The sequence below is a fragment of the Microvirga yunnanensis genome, from assembly GCF_025460875.1.
The window spans coordinates 99,048-117,643 of record NZ_JAMXFI010000003.1 but is presented as its reverse complement, the minus strand read 5'-3'; the positions used below and the strand labels follow the sequence as shown (position 1 = coordinate 117,643).

The following is an 18,596-nucleotide window of genomic DNA, read 5'->3' as shown; positions in this document are numbered from 1 at the left end:
GGGCGTCAGCCGGGAGGGCAATCTTTGCTCTTGATTGGTATGATCGCGAGTTCTCCGCCAAGGACCGGGACAAATCCGATCCCCGCCTGCTCCAGGGTGCCGCGGATGGCCAGCAGAATCCGACCATCGCGGCTCTGTGCGTCCTCAACCCGGCGGATTGTCGAGAGCGATATGCCGGACTTGTCCGCCAGCTCGCGGACGGACCATCCAAGAATGCCCCGGGCGGCCCGCACCTGCCACGATCTGAGCTGGCCATTGGCATGTGGCGGGAGAACGCCTTGCGGCGGACCGGTGAACGTTCCCTCGGGCTCGCGGCCCGGGCCGGAAACCCGCTGAGCGGCGCCCATCCACTCGACAGGGGTGCCTTCCTCATTGAGGACAGGGCAAATGCTGCTTCTGAACCAATGGTATTCGCCGGCCCTGTCCCGAACACGGTACTCGTAGGACGACACCAGGCGCGTATCCATGATGCGCTGTACGGTCTCGCGAATCCGTTCCCTGTCGGCGGGATGGACCGCGTTGAGCCAGCCCCAACCTTGGATCTGATCGATGTCTTGCCCCGTCAAGGCCCGCCACTCCGGCGAGTCGGAAACCCTCCCGTCGGGACTGACGGTCCAGACAAAATCGCCCGCGGCCTTCATGAGCGCCTGATGACGAGCATCGAGTTCCCGCAAGGCCCTCCTGGTTTCCTGGCTCGCGAACTCCGCTTCCTTCTGGGACGTCATGTTAAAGGTGATGCCGATCACGTGATCCGCCCCGCCATACGCAGCTGGCATGACCCTGACCCGCGAGCGAAGCCAGACAACCCTGCCGTCCTTATTGGTCCGTCGGTACTCGGAACTGAATGCCTTCCCTGAGTGCCGCGTGGCCCGCACCAGGGCTTCGATCTTCGCGCGGTCGTCAGGGTGGATGCTGCTCTGAAACTCCTCGACCGTTTCCGAGCCGACGCCGAGGATCCCCTGGGCGTTGTCTGAGCGCGTGACCTGCCCGGTTTCCAGATTGAAGTCCCAGGTTACCATGGGACCTTCGAAGCGGGCCTGGCGCAGTCGCTCCTCGTGAACCCGCAGCAGTTCCTCCATCTCCCGTTTGGCGTGAATATCCTCGGCGGTCCCGACCCATTCCCGCACCGGTCCGTCCTGAGGCTTGATCGGCACTGCCTTGCAGAGCACCCAGCGGTACTGGCCGCTCCGGTGCTGGAGGCGAAAGCTCATCTCAAAGTACGAGCCGATCCGCACCGCCTCATCCCAGGTGGCTCCGACGGCATCCACGTCCTTGGGGTGAATTGCAGCAAGCCACCCCCGGCCTGTGCAGTCGTTGACAGGCCGGCCGGTGAAGTTGGCCCAGGACTGCGCCTCAATGGCGTCTCCTTGCGACGTCGCCCGCCATTCACCGATGCTGCTGGCCAAGGCCAGAGCGCGATAGCGCTCCTCACGGGCCGACAACTCCGCCTGGGCCTCGCGGATATTCGTGATGTCGATCAGCATGCCGGCGGCCCAACTGGCCTTGCCGGCCTGATCGCGGAAGACCTCGCCCTTGCTGGCGACCCATCGCACGGTGCCTTGCGGCTGAATGATACGAAACTCGGAGTCGATGTATTGGCCTCGATCGGCCAGAACCTGGCTGGCGGCGGCGCTCGTCGCCCGGTCCTCAGGGTGGACCATCCCCAGGAAGAGATCGTAGGATGGTGCCACGGACCGGGGCTCCAGACCCATGACGCGGAACAAGCCATCCGACCATGTGACGCCACCTGTGTTGCAATCCCATTCCCAGTAACCAAAGGGGGGCTGGGCCCTGCCGTGGTCGATCGGGTCCGGGCCCTCATGCGTCTGAGCGGCGTTATCCATCGGCTTCATCTGTGGGGGAAATCTCGGGCTCTGGGGCTTTGCAGTGGCGGGAAGGAAGACACTGTCGCCATCGTCCAGCGGCCGGTATCCTCCGGATCCAGGTTTTTCCGGCGTTCGGTAGAGGTCGGGGCAGGTCAGAGCAAATTCTGCTCTTCACTCCTCCTTCGCGCAAGCCGGAGGCGCCCGCAAGAACATTTTTTGCCTTCGCCCGGTCGCTCCAGAAGGCTCGACTGGTCGGTCGCGGCAATTATCGGCATATTGGCGCCGCGGCATGTAACAAACTCAAGGCATGGCTCAGTAAACATGCCGGATTTTGGTTGTCGTCGTGACCCGCCGGTCAAGCAACTGCCGGCGAACTGCGAACACCCTGAACTCCTGCGATGCCGATGCGGTGGTATTTCAATCTCACGGACGGAATTGACATCATCCACGACAACGAGGGCGTGGAGGTATCCTGCCCTGACGAGGCCTTGCTACATGCGTGCAGGGCCGTCGAGGAACTCAGCAACGACGATCCATCGGCCTCGAGTGAATGGCAGGGGTGGTGGCTTGAGATCGTCGATGGTTTGGGGGTTTCGGTCAAAAGCCTTCCGCTCGACGGGCCATTCCTTCAGCACTGAGGCCAACCGCACGGCTTCGCAGATCATGTGAGCTGTCAGGCGTGTGCATGCCCAGACGGGACCAGGACCCAGTCGGATTTGGAGACCGCAATGCCTAGTACGCTTGGCACTCCCACCGGACTTGCCTGGGCCGGGATGAGCCCCGACGGCGACGAGGAGCGCATCATCCGCGCCTATGTTCAGCTGGCCGTCACGCGCTGGGAGGCGCACGGCTTCCGCACGGTGACGGTTGCCCGGTTCGGCGCACTGGAGGTGCGACTGACAGAAATCCTGGAAGAGCAAAGGCTCCCAAACAGGCCACGGCTCTGGCTGGAACTCTGTTCACCCGCAAGACACCTCATCATCGACAGTTGCGGATGCACTGAACTCGACGAATCCGAGCTGGCTCAGGTGGCGGAGTTCATGGCCGCCGCCAGGCAGCGAACCCAGGAGTTCCACCAAGAGGATGCGATTTCGCCCGACTGCATGTGGGAGGTCCTTCGCTCTGGACCTTTTCGTCGTCCCCGTGCCGAGCCGGGAAATCCCGCCAGACGGCGCAGGGCTCACCTGCACGAGGGGTGACATGCCACGCTTCTATTTCGATGTCTGGGAGGGAGCAGAATGCATGCCCGATCCGGAAGGTCTTGAACTTGATAGCCTGGAGGCGGCCGAACACGAGGCGACGCAGACTGTGCTGACGCTCGGACGGGATTGGCTGCCACGAGCCTGGGAGGTTCGCGTCGAGGTCAGGGACGAACAGTCTCAGATGCGGCTGACCTTGAGGGTCACACTGACCGTGGAGCGGCCAGGATGAAGGTTCTGGAACCGGCGGAATACATGGTTAGGTGGTGCGGGAACTCTTCGTCCTTCTGACGAATCTCTTCAGGATGCATGCCATGACCTAAACGACCGCTCATGGCACTCCTGAGACGTAGGCGCTTTGTCTGCTTCGGCGCTCGAGGGTTGACGTTCAGCGAGGGGACTGAATGCGTATGTCTGGCCCAGACATTCGAAGATTTATTTTACATCATTAGGCCGGCCTATAAGGCTGCATTTCACTTCTATGGGTTTACATACATCTCTGTCTTGACCGTCAGGATTTCGGATATGCAACGAAAACTAGCAAGTATCCTCAAGCAATGGAGGCTGAAGCCTGTCTCACGTTGCTGGTGGCTGAGCTAACGAGCTCGGCGGAGCGGGCAATTTCGCCCATGCTACGGCTCACGGAAGACACGCTGTAAGAGGCGGTCTTCATGCTTGCTGACATCTCCCGCGTGACAGCCGATTGCTCCTCCACAGCTGCAGATATCGCCACTGAGATTTCATTGACCCGTTCGACGGTCGCTGTGATCGCGTCGATGGAACTGACCACTTCCTGAGTGGCCGCTTGGGTCTGACTGATCTGGCTGCTGATTTCCTCCGTGGCTTTGGCAGTCTGGGTTGCAAGTTCCTTGACCTCCGCCGCCACCACGGCAAAACCTCTGCCGGCCTCGCCCGCCCGCGCGGCCTCGATCGTCGCATTGAGGGCCAAAAGGTTGGTTTGACCGGCGATATTGTTGATCAGCTGGACCACACTGCCGATCTTCTCAGCCATGGCAGCAAGAGCTTGGACATTGGCATTGGTTTGCCGTCCCTGAGCTACCGCTTGCTTCGAAATGTCTAAAGCTTGGTTGACCTGCTGGCTGATCTCGTTGACAGACACCGCCAGTTCATCGGCTCCGGCTGCGACAGCTTGGACATTGGCGGATGTTTCACTCGACGCACTCGCCGCATTGTTGGTCTGCATCGTCACATCGGAAGCTGCTTGTGAGATGTCCTCAAGATCCCTCGCGATGGCCGCTTGTATCTCAGTCCGTCGCAGACGCTCCTGGACCGCGTCTGTGATGTCGGTTGCAAACTTCACGATCTTGTAAGGGCGGCCATCCGGGCACAGAATGGGATTGTAAGATGCTAGGATCCAAACCTCGCGGTTGCCTCTTGCCAGCCGCTTGTACCTGTCGACTGTGAACTCGCCTCTGTTAAGCTTGGCCCAGAACTCGCGATACTCGTTGCTCTCCGCAACTCCCGGTGTCGCGAACATGGAGTGATGGCGGCCCTGGATCTCGTCCAAGCGGTAGCCCATCAGGGTCAGGAAGGTCTCGTTGGCGGTCAGGATCGTGCCATCCAGATTGAACTCAATGACGGCCTGAACACGGCTGATCGCATCGATCTTGCCCTCGAAGTCGGCGATGCGCATCTTTTCCTGCGTGACGTCCGTGGCGAACTTCACGACCTTGTAAGGCTTGCCGTTACGCCCGAACACAGGATTGTAGGTGGCCTGGATGTAGACGCTCTTGCCGTCCTTGCTGATGCGCTTGAATTCCGCAGACTGGTATTCGCCCCGGCCAAGCCTGGCCCAGAACTCCTTGTAGTGAGCGCTCGTCCGTTCGGTTGGGTCAACGAACAGGCTGTGATGCCGTCCCTTGATCTCATCGAGGGTATATCCCATCACGGCTAGGAAGTTCTTGTTCGCGTTCAGGATTGTGCCATCGAGCTCAAACTCGATCACCGCTTGGGACCGGTTTAGGGCCTCAACCTGAGCCTTCATCTCTCGTGCGGACAGAAACGCGAACATGGCCCCTAACTCCCTTAGTGTTTTTTGCGCGCATGCCACCGCTCGCTCCGCGAGGGCATGAGCGCCAAAGGGGAGGGTGGAATGCATCAGCGGCGGGGTTGTCCCCGCTTAAGCTGATCTAATTTTAAGCAGGAGTTCTTAATAAGGGATTATATCAGGCATAAACTCATGACAGCATCAATGGCCAGGTCGGCGCGGCCGAACACCTGGATTGGTGCCTGCTTCGAATACGAATTCCACTCCCGCCCGCTCTAGAGCTCCACGGATCGCTTCGGCGCTTACATTGTTTGTGCCTAAGTCGCCGACCTTCGCCTCAAGGCGCTTCACCGTGATCGGAGCCACCCCTGCCGCTTCGGCAAGCTCTCGGACGGACCAGTTTACCATGCCACGTCCTGCGCGGACCTGTGCCGCGGTCAGAGTAGGCTCAATCTGGAAATCGAGATTGACATCCCTTGGCCTTATGGCTTCGGCATCAGCCAAACCTGTCTGCTGTAGGTGATGGAGCCACAATTCGTCCACCGCCAGTCGTGCCAGGTTCGCGAGCAGTCTCATTTGACCGGGCGTGAAGTCACGAGGCACATGATCGACGAGGCAAATTGAGCCAATCCGAATCCCAGGCTCGGTGACAAACGGAGCGCCAGCGTAAAAGCGAAGGGGGGGAGTGGCTGTCACATAGGGATGGTCTGTGAAGCGCCGGTCGGCCTTGGCGTCGTTCACCACGAACACCTCATCGTGCATGATGGTGTAGTTGCAAAAGGACGGCTCCCGAGGTTCCTCCAAGAGGTCTGGCTGAGAGCCGCTTTTGATCCAGGCGGATCGCTCACCGAGGAAAACCATCAGCACCACCGGCACTTGGAACAGGTCCTGTGCGATGGAGCAGATCCTGTCCATGCCAGACGGGAGCCGACCCTCGAGGATCCTGAGGCGGTGCAAAGCGTCCAGCCGCTCGGCCTCATTGGCAGGGATCGGATAATGTAACGTCATGGCGGAAGATGGTCTTGTGAGAGATCACGATGACAGAGATGAGAAGGCCCTAATTTTGAGCGGTACGAGGATGGTTTGTAAAGTGCGAGGCTCGGGTTCACGCTCAGATGCTGACTTCGGAGTGCCGTTTACTATGATTTAATTAAGGAAGAGCTAAAATGGCTCACCTCATTGCCGAGGCAAGCCTGTTTCGGCATGATTGCTCTGTCTCAAGATGGCAGGTTGAGCGGTGCGCCTCTCGGCGCCCGGTCATAGGCATGATGCCGCCTCTGTCATGCCGGTGTGAGCCCGGTATTCCCCTTGTCCTGGTCACCAAAACAGGCCGCGATCCTTTGGCTCGGCTGCCGCGGACGTTTCATAATGCAAAGCGATCTTCGAGCAATGAGTAGAGCATGTTCGATTCAGGACGGGTCGGAAGACACTCGCCTGAACGCTTTGTATGAGTTGAACCTGCTCGATACAGCACCTAGTGAGAGCTTCGACCGGATCACCCGGATGGCGAGCCAGTTGTTCAATCTGCCAATTGCTGCAGTTTCCCTCACCGACAGGGACCGGCAATGGTTCAAGTCGCGGGTCGGCGTTGATTATTGGCAGATCCCACGGGAGAAGGCCCCTTGCAGGCGGGTCGCGGAAAGCGCTGACCTGCTCGTGATCCCGGATTTCGATAAAGACGAGTACTACAAGGATAGCCTCCTCGCTCATTCCGGGATCCGCTTCTATGCAGGAGCGCCGCTGATGACACGGGATGGACATGCACTTGGCGCGATGTGCGTACTTGGCACTGAGCCCCGGACAGTCACAGAGCAGGAGATGGCAGCGCTCAAAGATCTCGCCGCGATCGTTATGGCTCAGATTGAGTTGCAGCATGCTTTCGGCCGGATCGACCCGGTCAGTGGCCTCTCCAATCGAAACCAGTTTGTTGAAGATGTTGAGGATCTGGCGCGGGATTATCCTGGGGAGCCACGGCTCGCAGTGGCCGTCGATCTGATTGATCCTACCCAACACACGGCAGCGCTCCACGCAATCGGTCCAGCGTTCACCGATGACCTGATAAGGACTGCAAGTCAGCGCCTGCGCCGTCTCGTCAGCCAGACGACACCGGTCTATCAGATCGGTCCAACCCATCTTGGCTACCTCCTTCCAAGTCTCAATGATGGGGATCTGGTTGCCGAAGCCACCCGAATACGGGAGGAACTGGCCACGGTCTCTGGAGCCCAGAGCACACCATTGGCCATTCGGGCGGCTCTCGGCGTGGCGCCGTTCCGACTTGGGGAGGCAACCCCGCAGGACATGCTGCGAGCGGCCCACAGTGCGGCTCAGGATGCACGCAATGCCGGGGAAGCGCTCAGCGTCTACTCAGCGTCCCGCGACGAAGCCCATCGTCGCCGCTTCCAGCTCTTGTCCGACTTTCCAGATGCGCTTGCCGCCCCCGATCAACTGAGCCTCGTGTTCCAGCCCCGGATGGATCAGCGGTCCGGGCGTTGCATAGGGGCGGAGGCGCTGCTGCGGTGGCGCCATCCGACCCTTGGACATGTTTCTCCAGGAGAGTTCATCCCGATCATCGAGCAGACGGCTCTTTCCCGTGACATGACGGAGTGGGTCGTAACCGCTGCCCTAGGGCAACTCGCCACTTGGCGGACGGAAGGCAGTGACCTGACCCTGTCAGTCAACATCTCTGCAGCAAACTTGGACGAAGACGACTTTTCCTCCCGCCTCATTGCCATGGCTCGCCAAAGCAACGTTCCGCCGCAGGCCTTTGAGCTGGAACTGACCGAGAGTGAAATCATCCGCAAGGGCCACAGTGCGCTAGAGCAGATGAACGCACTGAGAGTCGCTGGTTTTCGGATCGCCATTGACGATTTCGGCACCGGATACAGCAGCTTATCCTACTTGGAGAAGATCCCAGCTAATGTTGTGAAGATCGACCGCTCATTTGTGCAGGATTTGGGCAGCCCTGGTCGCAGCGTCACGGTTGTTGGCGCTACGATCTCGCTCATCCGCAGTCTTGGATTTCGGGTGGTTGCCGAGGGTGTCGAGACACAGCAGGCTTATGACACCCTGCTTCGTCTCGGATGTGATGAAGCCCAAGGCTACCTGATTGCCCGGCCGCTTCCCTCCCAGGAATTTCAGGGTTGGTTGCAACATGCCAGGTGCTCAAAACGACTCGTTGCGTGATGCTCTCTGAAGGACTTTAGGTAAATCCTTCATCAAAATGCTGAGTGGCCACTTCTGGCACGTTCCGGAATTAAGCCGAACGTCAGCTCCGGCAGGGAACACCGGACGTTCCCAGAGGGCAGGGGACCGTCAGTGCTTGACCCAACTCGGACGCCACAACGACTCAGTCACAGACTCCGAAGGTGGCCGAGACCAAACCGACCGCTTCCGGAGCTAGGAGGCTGAAGACTGCCCTTGAAAACCTACGAGCCACCCAGCGCTCATCCCTGATCGATCACCGCCGATCAGCAGGGAATTGTTCGAACGGCCAACAGCGGCGCAGCTCGCTGCCGTTCTCCAGGTGACCGGGACCAAGCTTACGGAACTTGGACGGGTCTGACCCGCCCATAGCGCGATCAGCACCTTTTGACTGGGTGGCCGAAGAGCCGCAGATTCACCAGCGACCGTCCGCCTGACGCTGACGGAGGGCAAGTTCGTCATCGCTTGGGGGCTTTGTGGCAAAACTGCCGGTGCGAACCTCTCCATTACGCACAAACGATGCGAAGTGGACGCCCTTCGGCGAGTGCGCCTGCTCGACCAGCGTCCAGGACCGGGCTGTCGCCGGATCGCCCGAGTACCAGCGCTTGCCACGCCCAAGCATGACCGGGAAGGTGATCAATGCCAGCTGATCGACAAGGCCTGCGGGAAGCAGCGCCTGATAGAGCATGCTGCTGCCCTGAATAAGCAGGTCCGGTCCATCGCTGGCCTTGAGGCGTGCGACAGCCTCGGCGGGGTCGCCGGCGAGCCGCTGGCTGTTGTTCCACGTCAGCGGCCGGTCGGACGATGTCACAACATGTTTTCGAACGGCATTGAACGTCTCGCCGATCGGCTGGTCGCCGTTGTGCGGCCAGTAAGCGGCGAAGATCTCGTACGTTCGCCGGCCAAGCAGAAGCTCATAGCTGCCGCCCAGCAGCCGCCCCATCGGCCCGTCCAGCGTGTCGTCGAAATAGGGGAACACCCAGCCGCCGTGCGCAAAGCCGGTCTGATCCTCCTCGGGTCCGCCTGGTGCCTGGATCACGCCGTCGAGCGACTGGAACAGGGAGCCGATGATTTTACGCATCGACGGCTACTCCTTGCTCCGCAGCCTCGATCCGGGCGATGTCGATCTTGCGCATCGTCATCATCGCTTCGAACGCTCGCCTGGCCGCGGCCTTGTCAGGATTGCTGTTGGCCCGCAGCAGCCCACGGGGTGTGATCTGCCACGAAAACCCCCAGCGATCCTTGCACCAGCCGCAGGCACTTTCCTGCCCGCCATTGCTGACGATGGCGTTCCAATATCGGTCCGTCTCGTCCTGATCGTCGGTCAGGACCATGAAGCTGACCGCCTCATTAGCTTTGAAATTGGGCCCGCCGTTCAGGCCGACGAACCGCCGGCCGAGCACGGTGAACTCGACCGTGAGTTCGGTGCCCTCTGTTCCACCCGGAAAGTCCGACGGGGCGTGCATGGGAGTGCCAACACTGCTGTCGGGAAAGGTTGCGGCGTAGAACTCCGCAGCCTTGCGGGCTTCTCCGTGATCGAACCACAGGCAGGTCATGAGCTTGTCGTTGGCCATGATATTTCTCCTTACCGACGCGGGCCGACCAATCCGAAGGCGGCGCCCTGGGGGTCAACAGCGGTCAGCGAATACTCGCCGCCCGGGATTTCGCTGGGGCCATGAAGGATCGTACCACCGCCGGCCCGCACGGCGTCCGCGGCCCGGTCGATGTCGCCGACTCCGATGTAGAAGGTCCACGCAGCCTGGGGCACCTGCGGCATCCTCGGCATGATGGCGCCGATCATGGTCTCGCCGTGGTAGAGGAAGCGGTAGGAGCCGAAGTCGCCCATATCCATGTCGCCCTCCTGCCGCCAGCCAAAGTGCCGGGTGTAGAAGGCGACCGACCGATCCTGGTCGCTTGCCTGCAGCTCGTTCCAGCGGACGTGCTGCGGACGATCGACGGAGAAGACGTCGCTCTCCACATCAGGCCGACCGGCGGGCGCGGTTGGTGTCATCAGGTAGAAGGGCGCGCCGTCGGGATCAGTCACCATGGCGATGCGCCCAACGCCGCGAATGTCGTGGGCCGGCATCAGCGTCCGCCCACCGTCCTCCTCGATCCGGGCGACCGCCGCATCGACATCGGGGACGCCGAGGTAGCCGAGCCAGCACGGCCGCGCGCCATGCCCCTGCATCTCCTCGGTGAGCCGCAACACGCCGCCGCTGTTGCCGCCATCGCTTCGGGAAATCATCCGGTAGTCCATCTCGCCTGACGGCTGCGCCTCGATGGTCCAGCCCGCGACCACCGCGTCGTAGAAGCGCTTGGACCCGTCCGGGTCAGGGGTCATCAGCTCATACCAGATGAAGCTGCCCGCAGGATTGGCCATCGTCCCTACTCCGCCGCCGTATCGAGGATCGGGCGGAAGCCGCCCCAGAACATGCGCTTGCCGTCGAACGGCATCGGAGTGCTCTGCTCAGGATCCGCTGCCATCATCCTGGCCCAGCCCGCATCCCGGGTCGCCTTGTCGGGCCACTGAATGTAGGAATAGACGACCTCTTCCCCGTCCTGGGCCTGCACGGCGCGCCAGTAGTCAGTCACTTCGCCGTTCGGCACGTCGTCGCCCCAGGCCTCGAGCACCCGGACCGCACCATACTCCTTAAACTTGCCGGCCATACGCTGGGCCAAAGCCAGGTAGTCCGCCTTCTTCTCCGACGGGACCGGCACGACAAAGCCGTCGGTGTAGCCGGCCGTGCCCGAGCTATCCTCATCGACAATAGTGTCGAAGCCGCCGAAGATCATGCGCTTGCCGTCGAACGGCATCTGCTCGCCCATGGCCTGCATGCGTGAATCGGTCATGATCTTGTGGTTGGCGGCGTCCCGGATCTCTTTCGACGGATACTCGATCCAGCTGAACACCACGGTCTCGTCGTCCTTGGCCTGCACCGAGCGGCGGAAATCCGTGAGCTTGCCGTCCGGCACGTCGTCGCCCCAGCACTCCACCATCCGGGTGGCGCCGAACTCCTTGAACAGGGGAGCGGCCTCGGCGGCGTGGCGGCGGTATTCTTCCTTCTTGTCCGCCGGCACGGCGAGCACGAAGCCATCGACATATGTCATTGCGTATCTCCCTTGAGACTCCTGGAATCGGAGCCGGATGCCGCAGCGCTTCCCGCGCCTGTTCTACTTGACAAATCAGTTGATATCAACATAATCAGGCAATGTCAAACCCTCAGGACGTGCCCTACGAGACCACCCGCCTGATCCGCGACGCCTGCCTGTGCCTGCACGTCCAGCGCGCCGCTCGCGCCCTGTCGCGGTTGTTCGACGAGGCCCTGCGGCCTGTCGGGCTGACCTCGGGGCAGTTCTCACTGCTGAACGCGCTCAATCGTCCCGCACCGCCGTCCATCGCCCCGGTGGCGCAGCTGCTCGCCATGGACCGGACTACGCTGACGGCCGCCCTGAAGCCGCTGGAGCGGGACGGCCTAGTGGCCATCGCCCGGGATCCCGAGGACCGCCGCAATCGCCTCCTGCGCCTCACCGACAAGGGCAGGGAGGTCCTGGCCTCGGCCATCCCAATCTGGCGGGAAACCCATGACAACGTTGAAGCCTGCTTGGCCGAGAGGGAGCCCTCTGATCTAAGAGGAGCACTCAAGGCCCTCTCCTGAGATCATCGGTCGCCCGACTCGGGGAGATCGGATAAAGCCTACTCGCTCGATGGGTTCAGCGCCGGTCAGGCCTGTGTGTTTTCACCACCCCGGCTGCCCGAAGGCGGGATCCGGGCCCAGACTTCCGCGGCCCGTGCGATCATCACGCCTACAGCACGCTGGATTGCTGCATTGTTCGTACTGACCCGTGCGCTCTGAAGAAGGGATCGGCGCAAGATCTGCTCCTGGTTGAGCGCTAACGCAGTACGTAGTAGGAACATGCTCTCCAACGCAGGTGTGTCGAGCGGGCCGGCGGCCTAATACGCCTCGGTTCGGGCGTCTGAGGAGCCATACAGTATCGCGGACGCGTCGACAGAAAGGATGCGGCTACCCGACAGACCCGCCCGAACGAGTGACTCTGCCTGGAGGCTTCGTGGGCAGGATTAGGCCGAAACAACAGCGGTTTACCCGATGAATGTCCAGGTACTTTGCCCAACGCATAGAGTCAGACTTCAAGCCTCGCGCCACCAGTTGCGGATCCGATCGTACCAAACGTGTCATTGCACAGCTCTTGTTCTGATCTCCTCCTGAGCAGCATCACACTTTTGCCTCGTTCGAAAACTTTTTCGAAGTAATATTTCAGGGAACCATAGCTATAGCGGTTCGCTTACCCTCCTTGCGATGAGGGAATTGTTCGACAAAACGCGGTCTCTTCGACATCTACCATGGTCTGTTCGCTACGGTGCGACAGCTATCCTTGTGGCAGTGGCGTTCATTCTCAGGCAAATCTTCTCTGATGTGCTGAGGGAATTTCCTTTTCTTCTGTTCTTTCCGGCGCTTATTCTGTCAGCTGTTCTCTTCAACCGAGGGAGCGGCCTCGTTGCAACGGTGCTGAGCGCCGCCCTCTCAGCTTATTTCCTTCTCGAGCCGATCGGCAGCTTCGCAATCGGAGACCCGGGCCAGTTTCTCGGCTGGTGTCTGTTTGTGGTGATCGGGATCGCCATCACGCTCATCATCGAGGCTCAGCATGCTGCCTACCGCCAACTCAAGGAAGCCCATGCAGAACTGAAGCGGGCACATGAAGCTGCGAAGGCCTCGGAAGCCGACAAGGCCGAGCTTCTCATCGAGTCCAATCACCGGATCATGAACAATCTGCATACGGTGATCTCGCTTCTCCACCTCCAGGCCCGCAGCGCCAAGGAGCCTACTCGCGAGGATTTCATGACCGCCGCGGAGCGCGTGAGCGTCATGGCCAAAGTGCAGCGGCGTCTGGTGCGGTTCGAGGGAGCCGTGTTGGCGGACAGCCGCTCGTTCATCGAGGAACTCTGCTGCGACCTGGAGGCAGCCTTGATCGGCCTTCGCCCCATTCGCCTTGATGTCGAAGCCGAAAGCCACCCCATTCCACTCAATCAGGCGGTTTCAGTCGGGCTCATTATCAACGAGCTCCTGGTCAACGCGCTCAAGTACGCCTTTCCGGATGATCGTAGCGGATATGTCAGGGTGGCGTTTACGCGTACCGGCGATGAATACTGCCTTGGCGTCAGCGATAATGGCGTGGGTCTGCCCGCTACCCAGGGAAGCACCTCTTCCGCGACATCGACGGGTCTGGGTCGGCGCCTGATCCGTTCGTTCGTGATGCAGCTTAACGGTCGGCACGAGATCGAGCCGCTCTCGCCTGGAACACGCGCTCAGGTGTGTTTCCCGGTGTCTGCGTCTCAGGGATGAAGGAGGCTAGGTCCGGGTTGTAGGAATGACAAGCGACGATGCCGGGCAGCCGATTACCGTGCCGCCATCCCTTGTCGACCGGGAACTTCCTTTCATCTCAGGACATAGAAGCTTAGCGGGCCGGAAGAGCTCCGCCGGATGAGAGGACACGCCCATGCTCAAGACTGCTGCCGCCTCTGCCCCGTTGGCCCGCCACGCCATGGCCTATGTTCTCGCCGGCGGGCGCGGCAGCCGCCTCCTGGAACTCACCGATAAGCGGGTCAAGCCGGCCGTATACTTCGGGGCCAAATCGCGGATCATCGACTTTGCCCTCTCGAATGCGCTGAACTCCGGCATTCGTCACATCGCGGTGGCCACGCAGTACAAGGCCCACAGCCTCATCCGGCACCTGCAGCGGGGGTGGAACTTCTTCCGAGCCGAGCGCAACGAGAGTTTCGACATCCTACCGGCGAGCCAGCGTGTCTCCGAGACCATGTGGTACGAGGGCACGGCCGATGCGGTCTACCAGAACATCGACATCATTGAGAGCTATGCCCCCGAGTTCATCGTGATCCTGGCAGGTGATCACATCTACAAGATGGATTACGAGCTCATGCTGCGCCAGCATGTGGACTCGGGCGCGGATGTCACGGTCGGTTGCCTCGAAGTGCCGCGCATGGAGGCAACTGGCTTCGGCGTGATGGACATCGGTGAGACGGACCGCATCGTCTCGTTTCTGGAGAAACCTGCTGATCCGCCGGGGATGCCCGACAAGCCTGATATGGCACTCGCCAGCATGGGGATTTACGTCTTCAACACACGCTTTCTCTTTGATCAGCTGAAGCGCGATGCCGCTACGCCCGGCTCGAGCCGGGATTTCGGCAAGGACCTCATCCCGTATCTCGTCGAGCATGGTAAGGCCGTGGCGCACCGGTTCCCGCACTCCTGTGTGCGCTCCTCCGGGGAAGCAGAAGCCTACTGGCGCGATGTCGGCACTCTGGACGCCTATTGGGCGGCCAACATCGACCTAACCCATGCTACGCCGGCCCTGGACCTGTACGACACCGCCTGGCCGATCTGGGCCCATGCCGAGATCACCCCGCCGGCCAAGGTGATCGAGGAGGAGGTCGGACGGCGAGGAGAGGTCGTCAACTCGGTTCTGTCCGGCGGCTGCATCGTCTCGGGAGCGGTGGTGCGAGGCTCGCTCCTGTTTACCGGCACGCAGGTTCACCCCGGAGCACAGCTGGAGGAGGCGGTGGTGCTGCCGGGGGGCGAGATTGCTCGCTCGGCCCGGCTGAGGAAGGTCATTGTCGATCGCGGTGTTCGGATCCCGGAGGGGCTCGTGGTGGGCGAGGACCCGGATCTGGACGGACAGCGCTTCCGGCGCACCGACAGTGGCGTCTGCCTGATCACCCAGCCCATGGTTGATCGACTCGGCAAGTAGGGCCTTGAGCACCGGCATCTGCGGTGGAGAATCGAACACCGGCCGGGTGGCTTCCGGTCTTGACTGCCTGCCCCAGGCTCAGGGCAGGGAGGCTCTGACGCCGACTGTACCATCTGTAAGGGAGGACTTGCCTCGTGAAAACCTACTGTTACGTTCCGGCTCTCCGGATGACCACCGCAATGACCCGCCTTTGCGCAAGAACGGCAACGGGTCGTCGCCCGCCCTTCGTTGATGCTGTTCTGGGGCATTTTCTATAACCCCTCACTGTCCGGCCCAATCGTTCCGATCACAACCGGCCCACAGTTGTTCCGAGCGGTGCCGCAAGAAGGGTAGCCCACGCCCAGGCCATCATGAGCCGAATCTACCATTCTCACGCAAGCTGTTCTTGAACCCCAACAGAGCTCTGGATCTTGCCCTCAGTTTGATCCATCCGGCCCTCGGCCCGCAGCTTGCTGTCGCCGAACAAGCGCCCGAAAAACTCCTTGACGCGTCTGCCCAATGTGTTCGCGCCGCCGATCCGATCACGGTCCGTGGCACCGCTCCTGAGATCTAGCCTGTTCCGAATTCGGACACCCAGCAGCGCCCGGCTTCTTCTGAGATCCACACTCCTGCCGCACTGCGCCATTAGCAAGGCTGGCCCGAGGGTAAGAGCGAGGAGAGGGATCAATGCGCGCTTACAACCTGTTCCGGCGCAAGGGCGAAGCTGATTTGTTCTGTGCGGTGCCGGAAGACATTCCCGTTCCGGCATTCGTCACCCCGGAGGCATGGGAGTACGGCTGTTCGCTCGACATCCAAGCCCTGTCAGGTTTCGATGCCGAAGCGGCGGAGATTTCAGCCGGAGCCAACGGCTTCTATCTCTTCCACGCGGCAGCCTGATCGGATGCACAGGAACGAGGCGAGTTGCGTCTCCGTCAAACGATTTGATTGGTACGATATGGCCGGCGCCCATGAAGTCGAACGGGCGCCGGGCATCCATATGCCCACAACACAAGACAACAGAGTGGAGACAGAATGTTCTTTGTCGTAACCGGAAACGGCCAGAACGGAGTCGTGGCCATCACCTGCGACAGCGCCGCCGCAGCGCTCGCGAAGGCTCGCCAGCTGGACACCGACGGGATCACCGACATCCTCATCACGGATGCCGATGGACTGCAGCATGTCCCGGCCGAGTTCGACCGGCTCTACGTCGCACAGCTTCCGTAGGGCGTGCTTCCGCGGGGCACAGAATTGTGTCCGAACTGCTGAGTTGGGGCATCCATCCCTCAAGGCTGCAGATCACCACCGTGACGAGGACGGATCCACCGAGGAGGATGATGTCCTGCCACGAGCCCAGGTCGACCATGAAATGCCTCCTACCGTTGATGGAACAGACGTTGCTACTCTCCTACTCAGAAACCGAAGTCACCGCTTATCCCTGACTGCCCTCCGTTTCACAGGGCATTCTACGGGCCCAATTGGCTGACCCAACCGGACCTTGAAGGACGGGTGTGGGACATGGTTAGGCTTTGCGACAAGCCCAGCCTTGCCGCGGGAACGTCCCGGGCATGCACCGGTTCCGCGATGGCGGTTCAGCTCTCGGCAAAGCGGACAAAAGCCCGCAAGCCATCAATCAGCTGCGTTCGCTGATCCGCAGGCAAGCCGGGGCAGGTGGCATCGACCAGAGCCGTCAGCTCCTCACGGCTGGGCCGGCGTTCCCTGATTTCGTTGGCCCACATGGCGATCTCCGAAGCCGTGCCCGCACACGAGGGGCACTCATCAATGATCTCATGGGCGAGCTCAATGATCTGATCGAGCGGGGCAGCGTCAGAAGCTAACCGCATGTTGGCACCAAGTCACTATTTCGGCTCGACGCTTTGGTCGCCACCTGGCGATCCCGGGGGCGGAATGACGGGCGTGGTGCCGGGGTGCGGAACCGGTGGGCGAACCGTCATGTCGGGCGCGATGTTGGCAGGCGGACGGATCACGCCATCGGTGCGATCCAGCTTGTCGCTGAGCGGTGCGTTCGAGCGGCCGACCGAGCCAGTTGAGCGTGGATCCTGCGGGCCGGTGCTTTCGGATTTGAGCGTCTCGGAGGATTGAGGCTGGCCCTGAGCCTGTGCCTTTTCCACCATGCCGGCCATGGCAACGCCGACGATTAGGAACGTTCTCGGACTGAGGCGCATGTGCGGCCTCCCTTAACCTGGGTTAAGTTCTGCTGTCCAACGCGGGCTCGTCTGGGACCGTTCCGCTCATCGCCCCCCAATTCATTCCGCTGCCCTCAGTCCTGAGAACATAACGATATTCAGGATTTTCCCTGCTTTTCCGGTTCTGCCACCGAACTGTCCAGCTTTCCCGGAGTTGTCGGGCTGATCCCAGATCGGATCCAGTGGAGAAAGTTCATGCAGAAACTTGTGTTCGTGACAGCTCTGTGTCTCCTGGCGGGTGCCTGCGCCACGCGGCAGCAAACCACCAGCACCGCAGTTGGCACCGCTGCCGGCGCGGTGGTCGGAGGACCGGTCGGGGCCGTCGTCGGGGCTGGAGCTGGGGCGGTGGCAGGAGCGCCCGGTGGTGTCGTCGATCAAGTCCAGGGCGACACCCGGCGGCGTACGACGCGGCGGCGCTAGTCTCGTTCGGCATAGAAAGACCGCAAGAGCAAACCCCGTGTGGCTGGCGCCACACGGGGCCGAAGCAAACTTAGAGCCCGAACTCCTTTCAGGCTTATCGCTCGATGACGGTGACGACGCGTCGGCTGCTGCCCTCGACGATATAGTAGCGGTCGCCCACCAGCACGACCTTACAGTCACGCACGCCCGTGATCAGGCTCTCCAGCGTCGTCGGGCAGTCGACCAGCTGGGTCACCGTGGTCGGCACAGTCTGGCCCACCGTGATGTTGATGTTCTCCCGGACTGGCGAGATGTTCACGCTACGGAGAGACTCGACCGCCCGGGTGCGCTGCTCGCCCGTGATGTTGACGGTCGTTGAACTGCTGGCGCCTGCTGCCGCGCCACCACTCGTGCCAGACGTCCCGGAAGCTGCGCCGCTCGAAGTTGTGCCCGAGGCTGCCCCACCAGAACTCGTGCCACTCGCAGCGCCACCAGACGTTCCACCTGCGGCTCCGCCGGACGTGCCACCAGCAGCTCCGCCCGAACCCCCAGATGAGGTTCCTCCAGACGTTCCGCCCGAGGTGCCGGACGCAGCGCCTCCGGAGCCGCCACCGGACGTGCTGGGTGCAACCGTTGTTCCACCCGACGAACCACCGGACGCACCTCCTGATGAGCCACCGCTCGTCTGAGCCACAGCCGCAAGGCTCAGGGAGAAAGCCGCAGCAGCAACCGTCGTCAGCAACGCTTTACGCATCTGTGTAACCTCCATTCATGATCGGGCTCGTGGGAGCCCGCATCAGCGCACACAAACGAGCTGACGAAGGTCGATGTTCCCACGCACCACATCTGTAGGAAGATAAATTTGATGAATTCGATTGCCAGAAAAGTCTTCACCGAGCTGGCTCCATCTGTCCGCATAGCTATAAAGGCAGAGGCTGGTTCATTTTTCTGAATATTTGTTCAGAATAGATTTCTTAGAAGGCTGCTACACTTCTGC

At 61.2% G+C, this 18,596-nt stretch carries 20 protein-coding genes; 10 read left to right on the top strand and 10 right to left on the bottom strand.

Going from position 1 to position 18,596, the window contains the following annotated elements; genetic code table 11:
- Window positions 1–5 precede the first annotated feature (5 nt).
- Window positions 6–1,844, bottom strand: coding sequence for a PAS domain-containing protein (locus tag NF876_RS02790; RefSeq protein WP_210805978.1), 1,839 nt, complete (start codon window positions 1,842–1,844; stop codon window positions 6–8).
- Window positions 1,845–2,224: 380 nt separating this feature from the next.
- On the opposite strand from NF876_RS02790, the gene NF876_RS43385 reads away from it, so the two are divergent.
- The 3 genes from NF876_RS43385 (at window position 2,225) to NF876_RS02780 (ending at window position 3,257) form a co-directional block, all read left to right on the top strand.
- Window positions 2,225–2,464: a DUF6894 family protein gene (locus NF876_RS43385; RefSeq protein ID WP_373696613.1), complete on the top strand. Its 240-nt coding sequence runs from the start codon at window positions 2,225–2,227 to the stop codon at window positions 2,462–2,464.
- Between the two features lie 90 nt (window positions 2,465–2,554).
- Window positions 2,555–3,025, top strand: coding sequence for a hypothetical protein (locus NF876_RS02785; protein ID WP_210805980.1), 471 nt, complete (start codon window positions 2,555–2,557; stop codon window positions 3,023–3,025).
- Window position 3,026: 1 nt separating this feature from the next.
- Window positions 3,027–3,257 carry a DUF6894 family protein gene (locus tag NF876_RS02780; RefSeq protein WP_210805982.1) on the top strand — a complete coding sequence of 77 codons (231 nt, stop codon included), beginning with the start codon at window positions 3,027–3,029 and terminating at the stop codon, window positions 3,255–3,257.
- A 318-nt stretch (window positions 3,258–3,575) separates the two neighbouring features.
- Here the strand turns inward: NF876_RS02780 and NF876_RS02775 are convergent, their stop codons facing one another.
- Entirely contained in the window at window positions 3,576–5,057 is a 1,482-nt protein-coding gene (locus tag NF876_RS02775; protein ID WP_210805984.1) for a methyl-accepting chemotaxis protein, read from the bottom strand.
- A gap of 177 nt (window positions 5,058–5,234) precedes the next feature.
- Window positions 5,235–5,948, bottom strand: coding sequence for a GAF domain-containing protein (locus NF876_RS02770; RefSeq protein WP_262267373.1), 714 nt, complete (start codon window positions 5,946–5,948; stop codon window positions 5,235–5,237).
- Window positions 5,949–6,401: 453 nt separating this feature from the next.
- Between NF876_RS02770 and NF876_RS02765 the strand changes: the two genes are divergently transcribed.
- Window positions 6,402–8,216 carry a putative bifunctional diguanylate cyclase/phosphodiesterase gene (locus tag NF876_RS02765; RefSeq protein ID WP_247654205.1) on the top strand — a complete coding sequence of 605 codons (1,815 nt, stop codon included), beginning with the start codon at window positions 6,402–6,404 and terminating at the stop codon, window positions 8,214–8,216.
- Window positions 8,217–8,649: 433 nt separating this feature from the next.
- Here NF876_RS02765 and NF876_RS02760 read toward each other — a convergent pair whose 3' ends face one another.
- The 4 genes from NF876_RS02760 to NF876_RS02745 are packed head-to-tail and all read right to left on the bottom strand — an operon-like array spanning window position 8,650 to window position 11,342.
- Window positions 8,650–9,315, bottom strand: a complete 666-nt coding sequence (locus NF876_RS02760) for a dihydrofolate reductase family protein (RefSeq protein ID WP_210805988.1) — start codon at window positions 9,313–9,315, stop codon at window positions 8,650–8,652.
- Window positions 9,308–9,808 carry a VOC family protein gene (locus NF876_RS02755; protein ID WP_210805990.1) on the bottom strand — a complete coding sequence of 167 codons (501 nt, stop codon included), beginning with the start codon at window positions 9,806–9,808 and terminating at the stop codon, window positions 9,308–9,310. Before NF876_RS02755 ends, NF876_RS02760 begins: the two co-directional genes overlap by 8 nt.
- 11 nt (window positions 9,809–9,819) lie before the next feature.
- Entirely contained in the window at window positions 9,820–10,614 is a 795-nt protein-coding gene (locus NF876_RS02750) for a VOC family protein (protein ID WP_210805991.1), read from the bottom strand.
- A 5-nt stretch (window positions 10,615–10,619) separates the two neighbouring features.
- On the bottom strand, window positions 10,620–11,342 hold the full coding sequence (locus tag NF876_RS02745; RefSeq protein ID WP_262265633.1) for a DUF1428 domain-containing protein: 723 nt from the start codon (window positions 11,340–11,342) through the stop codon (window positions 10,620–10,622).
- Between the two features lie 101 nt (window positions 11,343–11,443).
- Between NF876_RS02745 and NF876_RS02740 the strand changes: the two genes are divergently transcribed.
- The 5 genes from NF876_RS02740 to NF876_RS02720 all read left to right on the top strand — a co-directional run bounded on the left by NF876_RS02740 (window position 11,444) and on the right by NF876_RS02720 (window position 16,220).
- Window positions 11,444–11,890: a MarR family winged helix-turn-helix transcriptional regulator gene (locus NF876_RS02740; RefSeq protein ID WP_210804856.1), complete on the top strand. Its 447-nt coding sequence runs from the start codon at window positions 11,444–11,446 to the stop codon at window positions 11,888–11,890.
- Window positions 11,891–12,559: 669 nt separating this feature from the next.
- A complete protein-coding gene (locus NF876_RS02735; protein WP_210807558.1) occupies window positions 12,560–13,594 on the top strand; it encodes a sensor histidine kinase in 1,035 nt (344 codons plus the stop codon).
- Window positions 13,595–13,748: 154 nt separating this feature from the next.
- Window positions 13,749–15,017 carry a glucose-1-phosphate adenylyltransferase gene (glgC, locus tag NF876_RS02730; protein WP_210807556.1) on the top strand — a complete coding sequence of 423 codons (1,269 nt, stop codon included), beginning with the start codon at window positions 13,749–13,751 and terminating at the stop codon, window positions 15,015–15,017.
- Window positions 15,018–15,683: 666 nt separating this feature from the next.
- Window positions 15,684–15,893: a hypothetical protein gene (locus NF876_RS02725; protein ID WP_210807554.1), complete on the top strand. Its 210-nt coding sequence runs from the start codon at window positions 15,684–15,686 to the stop codon at window positions 15,891–15,893.
- Window positions 15,894–16,028: 135 nt separating this feature from the next.
- Window positions 16,029–16,220 (top strand): hypothetical protein, encoded by a 192-nt coding sequence (locus tag NF876_RS02720; RefSeq protein WP_210807552.1) that lies wholly within the window; start codon window positions 16,029–16,031, stop codon window positions 16,218–16,220.
- A gap of 365 nt (window positions 16,221–16,585) precedes the next feature.
- Here the strand turns inward: NF876_RS02720 and NF876_RS02715 are convergent, their stop codons facing one another.
- Entirely contained in the window at window positions 16,586–16,837 is a 252-nt protein-coding gene (locus NF876_RS02715) for a hypothetical protein (protein ID WP_210807550.1), read from the bottom strand.
- A 15-nt stretch (window positions 16,838–16,852) separates the two neighbouring features.
- Complete coding sequence (locus tag NF876_RS02710) at window positions 16,853–17,179, bottom strand: hypothetical protein (protein WP_210807548.1); 327 nt, start codon at window positions 17,177–17,179, stop codon at window positions 16,853–16,855.
- 216 nt (window positions 17,180–17,395) lie between these two features.
- On the opposite strand from NF876_RS02710, the gene NF876_RS02705 reads away from it, so the two are divergent.
- Entirely contained in the window at window positions 17,396–17,620 is a 225-nt protein-coding gene (locus NF876_RS02705; RefSeq protein WP_210807546.1) for a YMGG-like glycine zipper-containing protein, read from the top strand.
- A gap of 94 nt (window positions 17,621–17,714) precedes the next feature.
- Here the strand turns inward: NF876_RS02705 and NF876_RS02700 are convergent, their stop codons facing one another.
- A complete protein-coding gene (locus tag NF876_RS02700) occupies window positions 17,715–18,353 on the bottom strand; it encodes a hypothetical protein (protein WP_262267372.1) in 639 nt (212 codons plus the stop codon).
- Window positions 18,354–18,596: the final 243 nt, after the last annotated feature.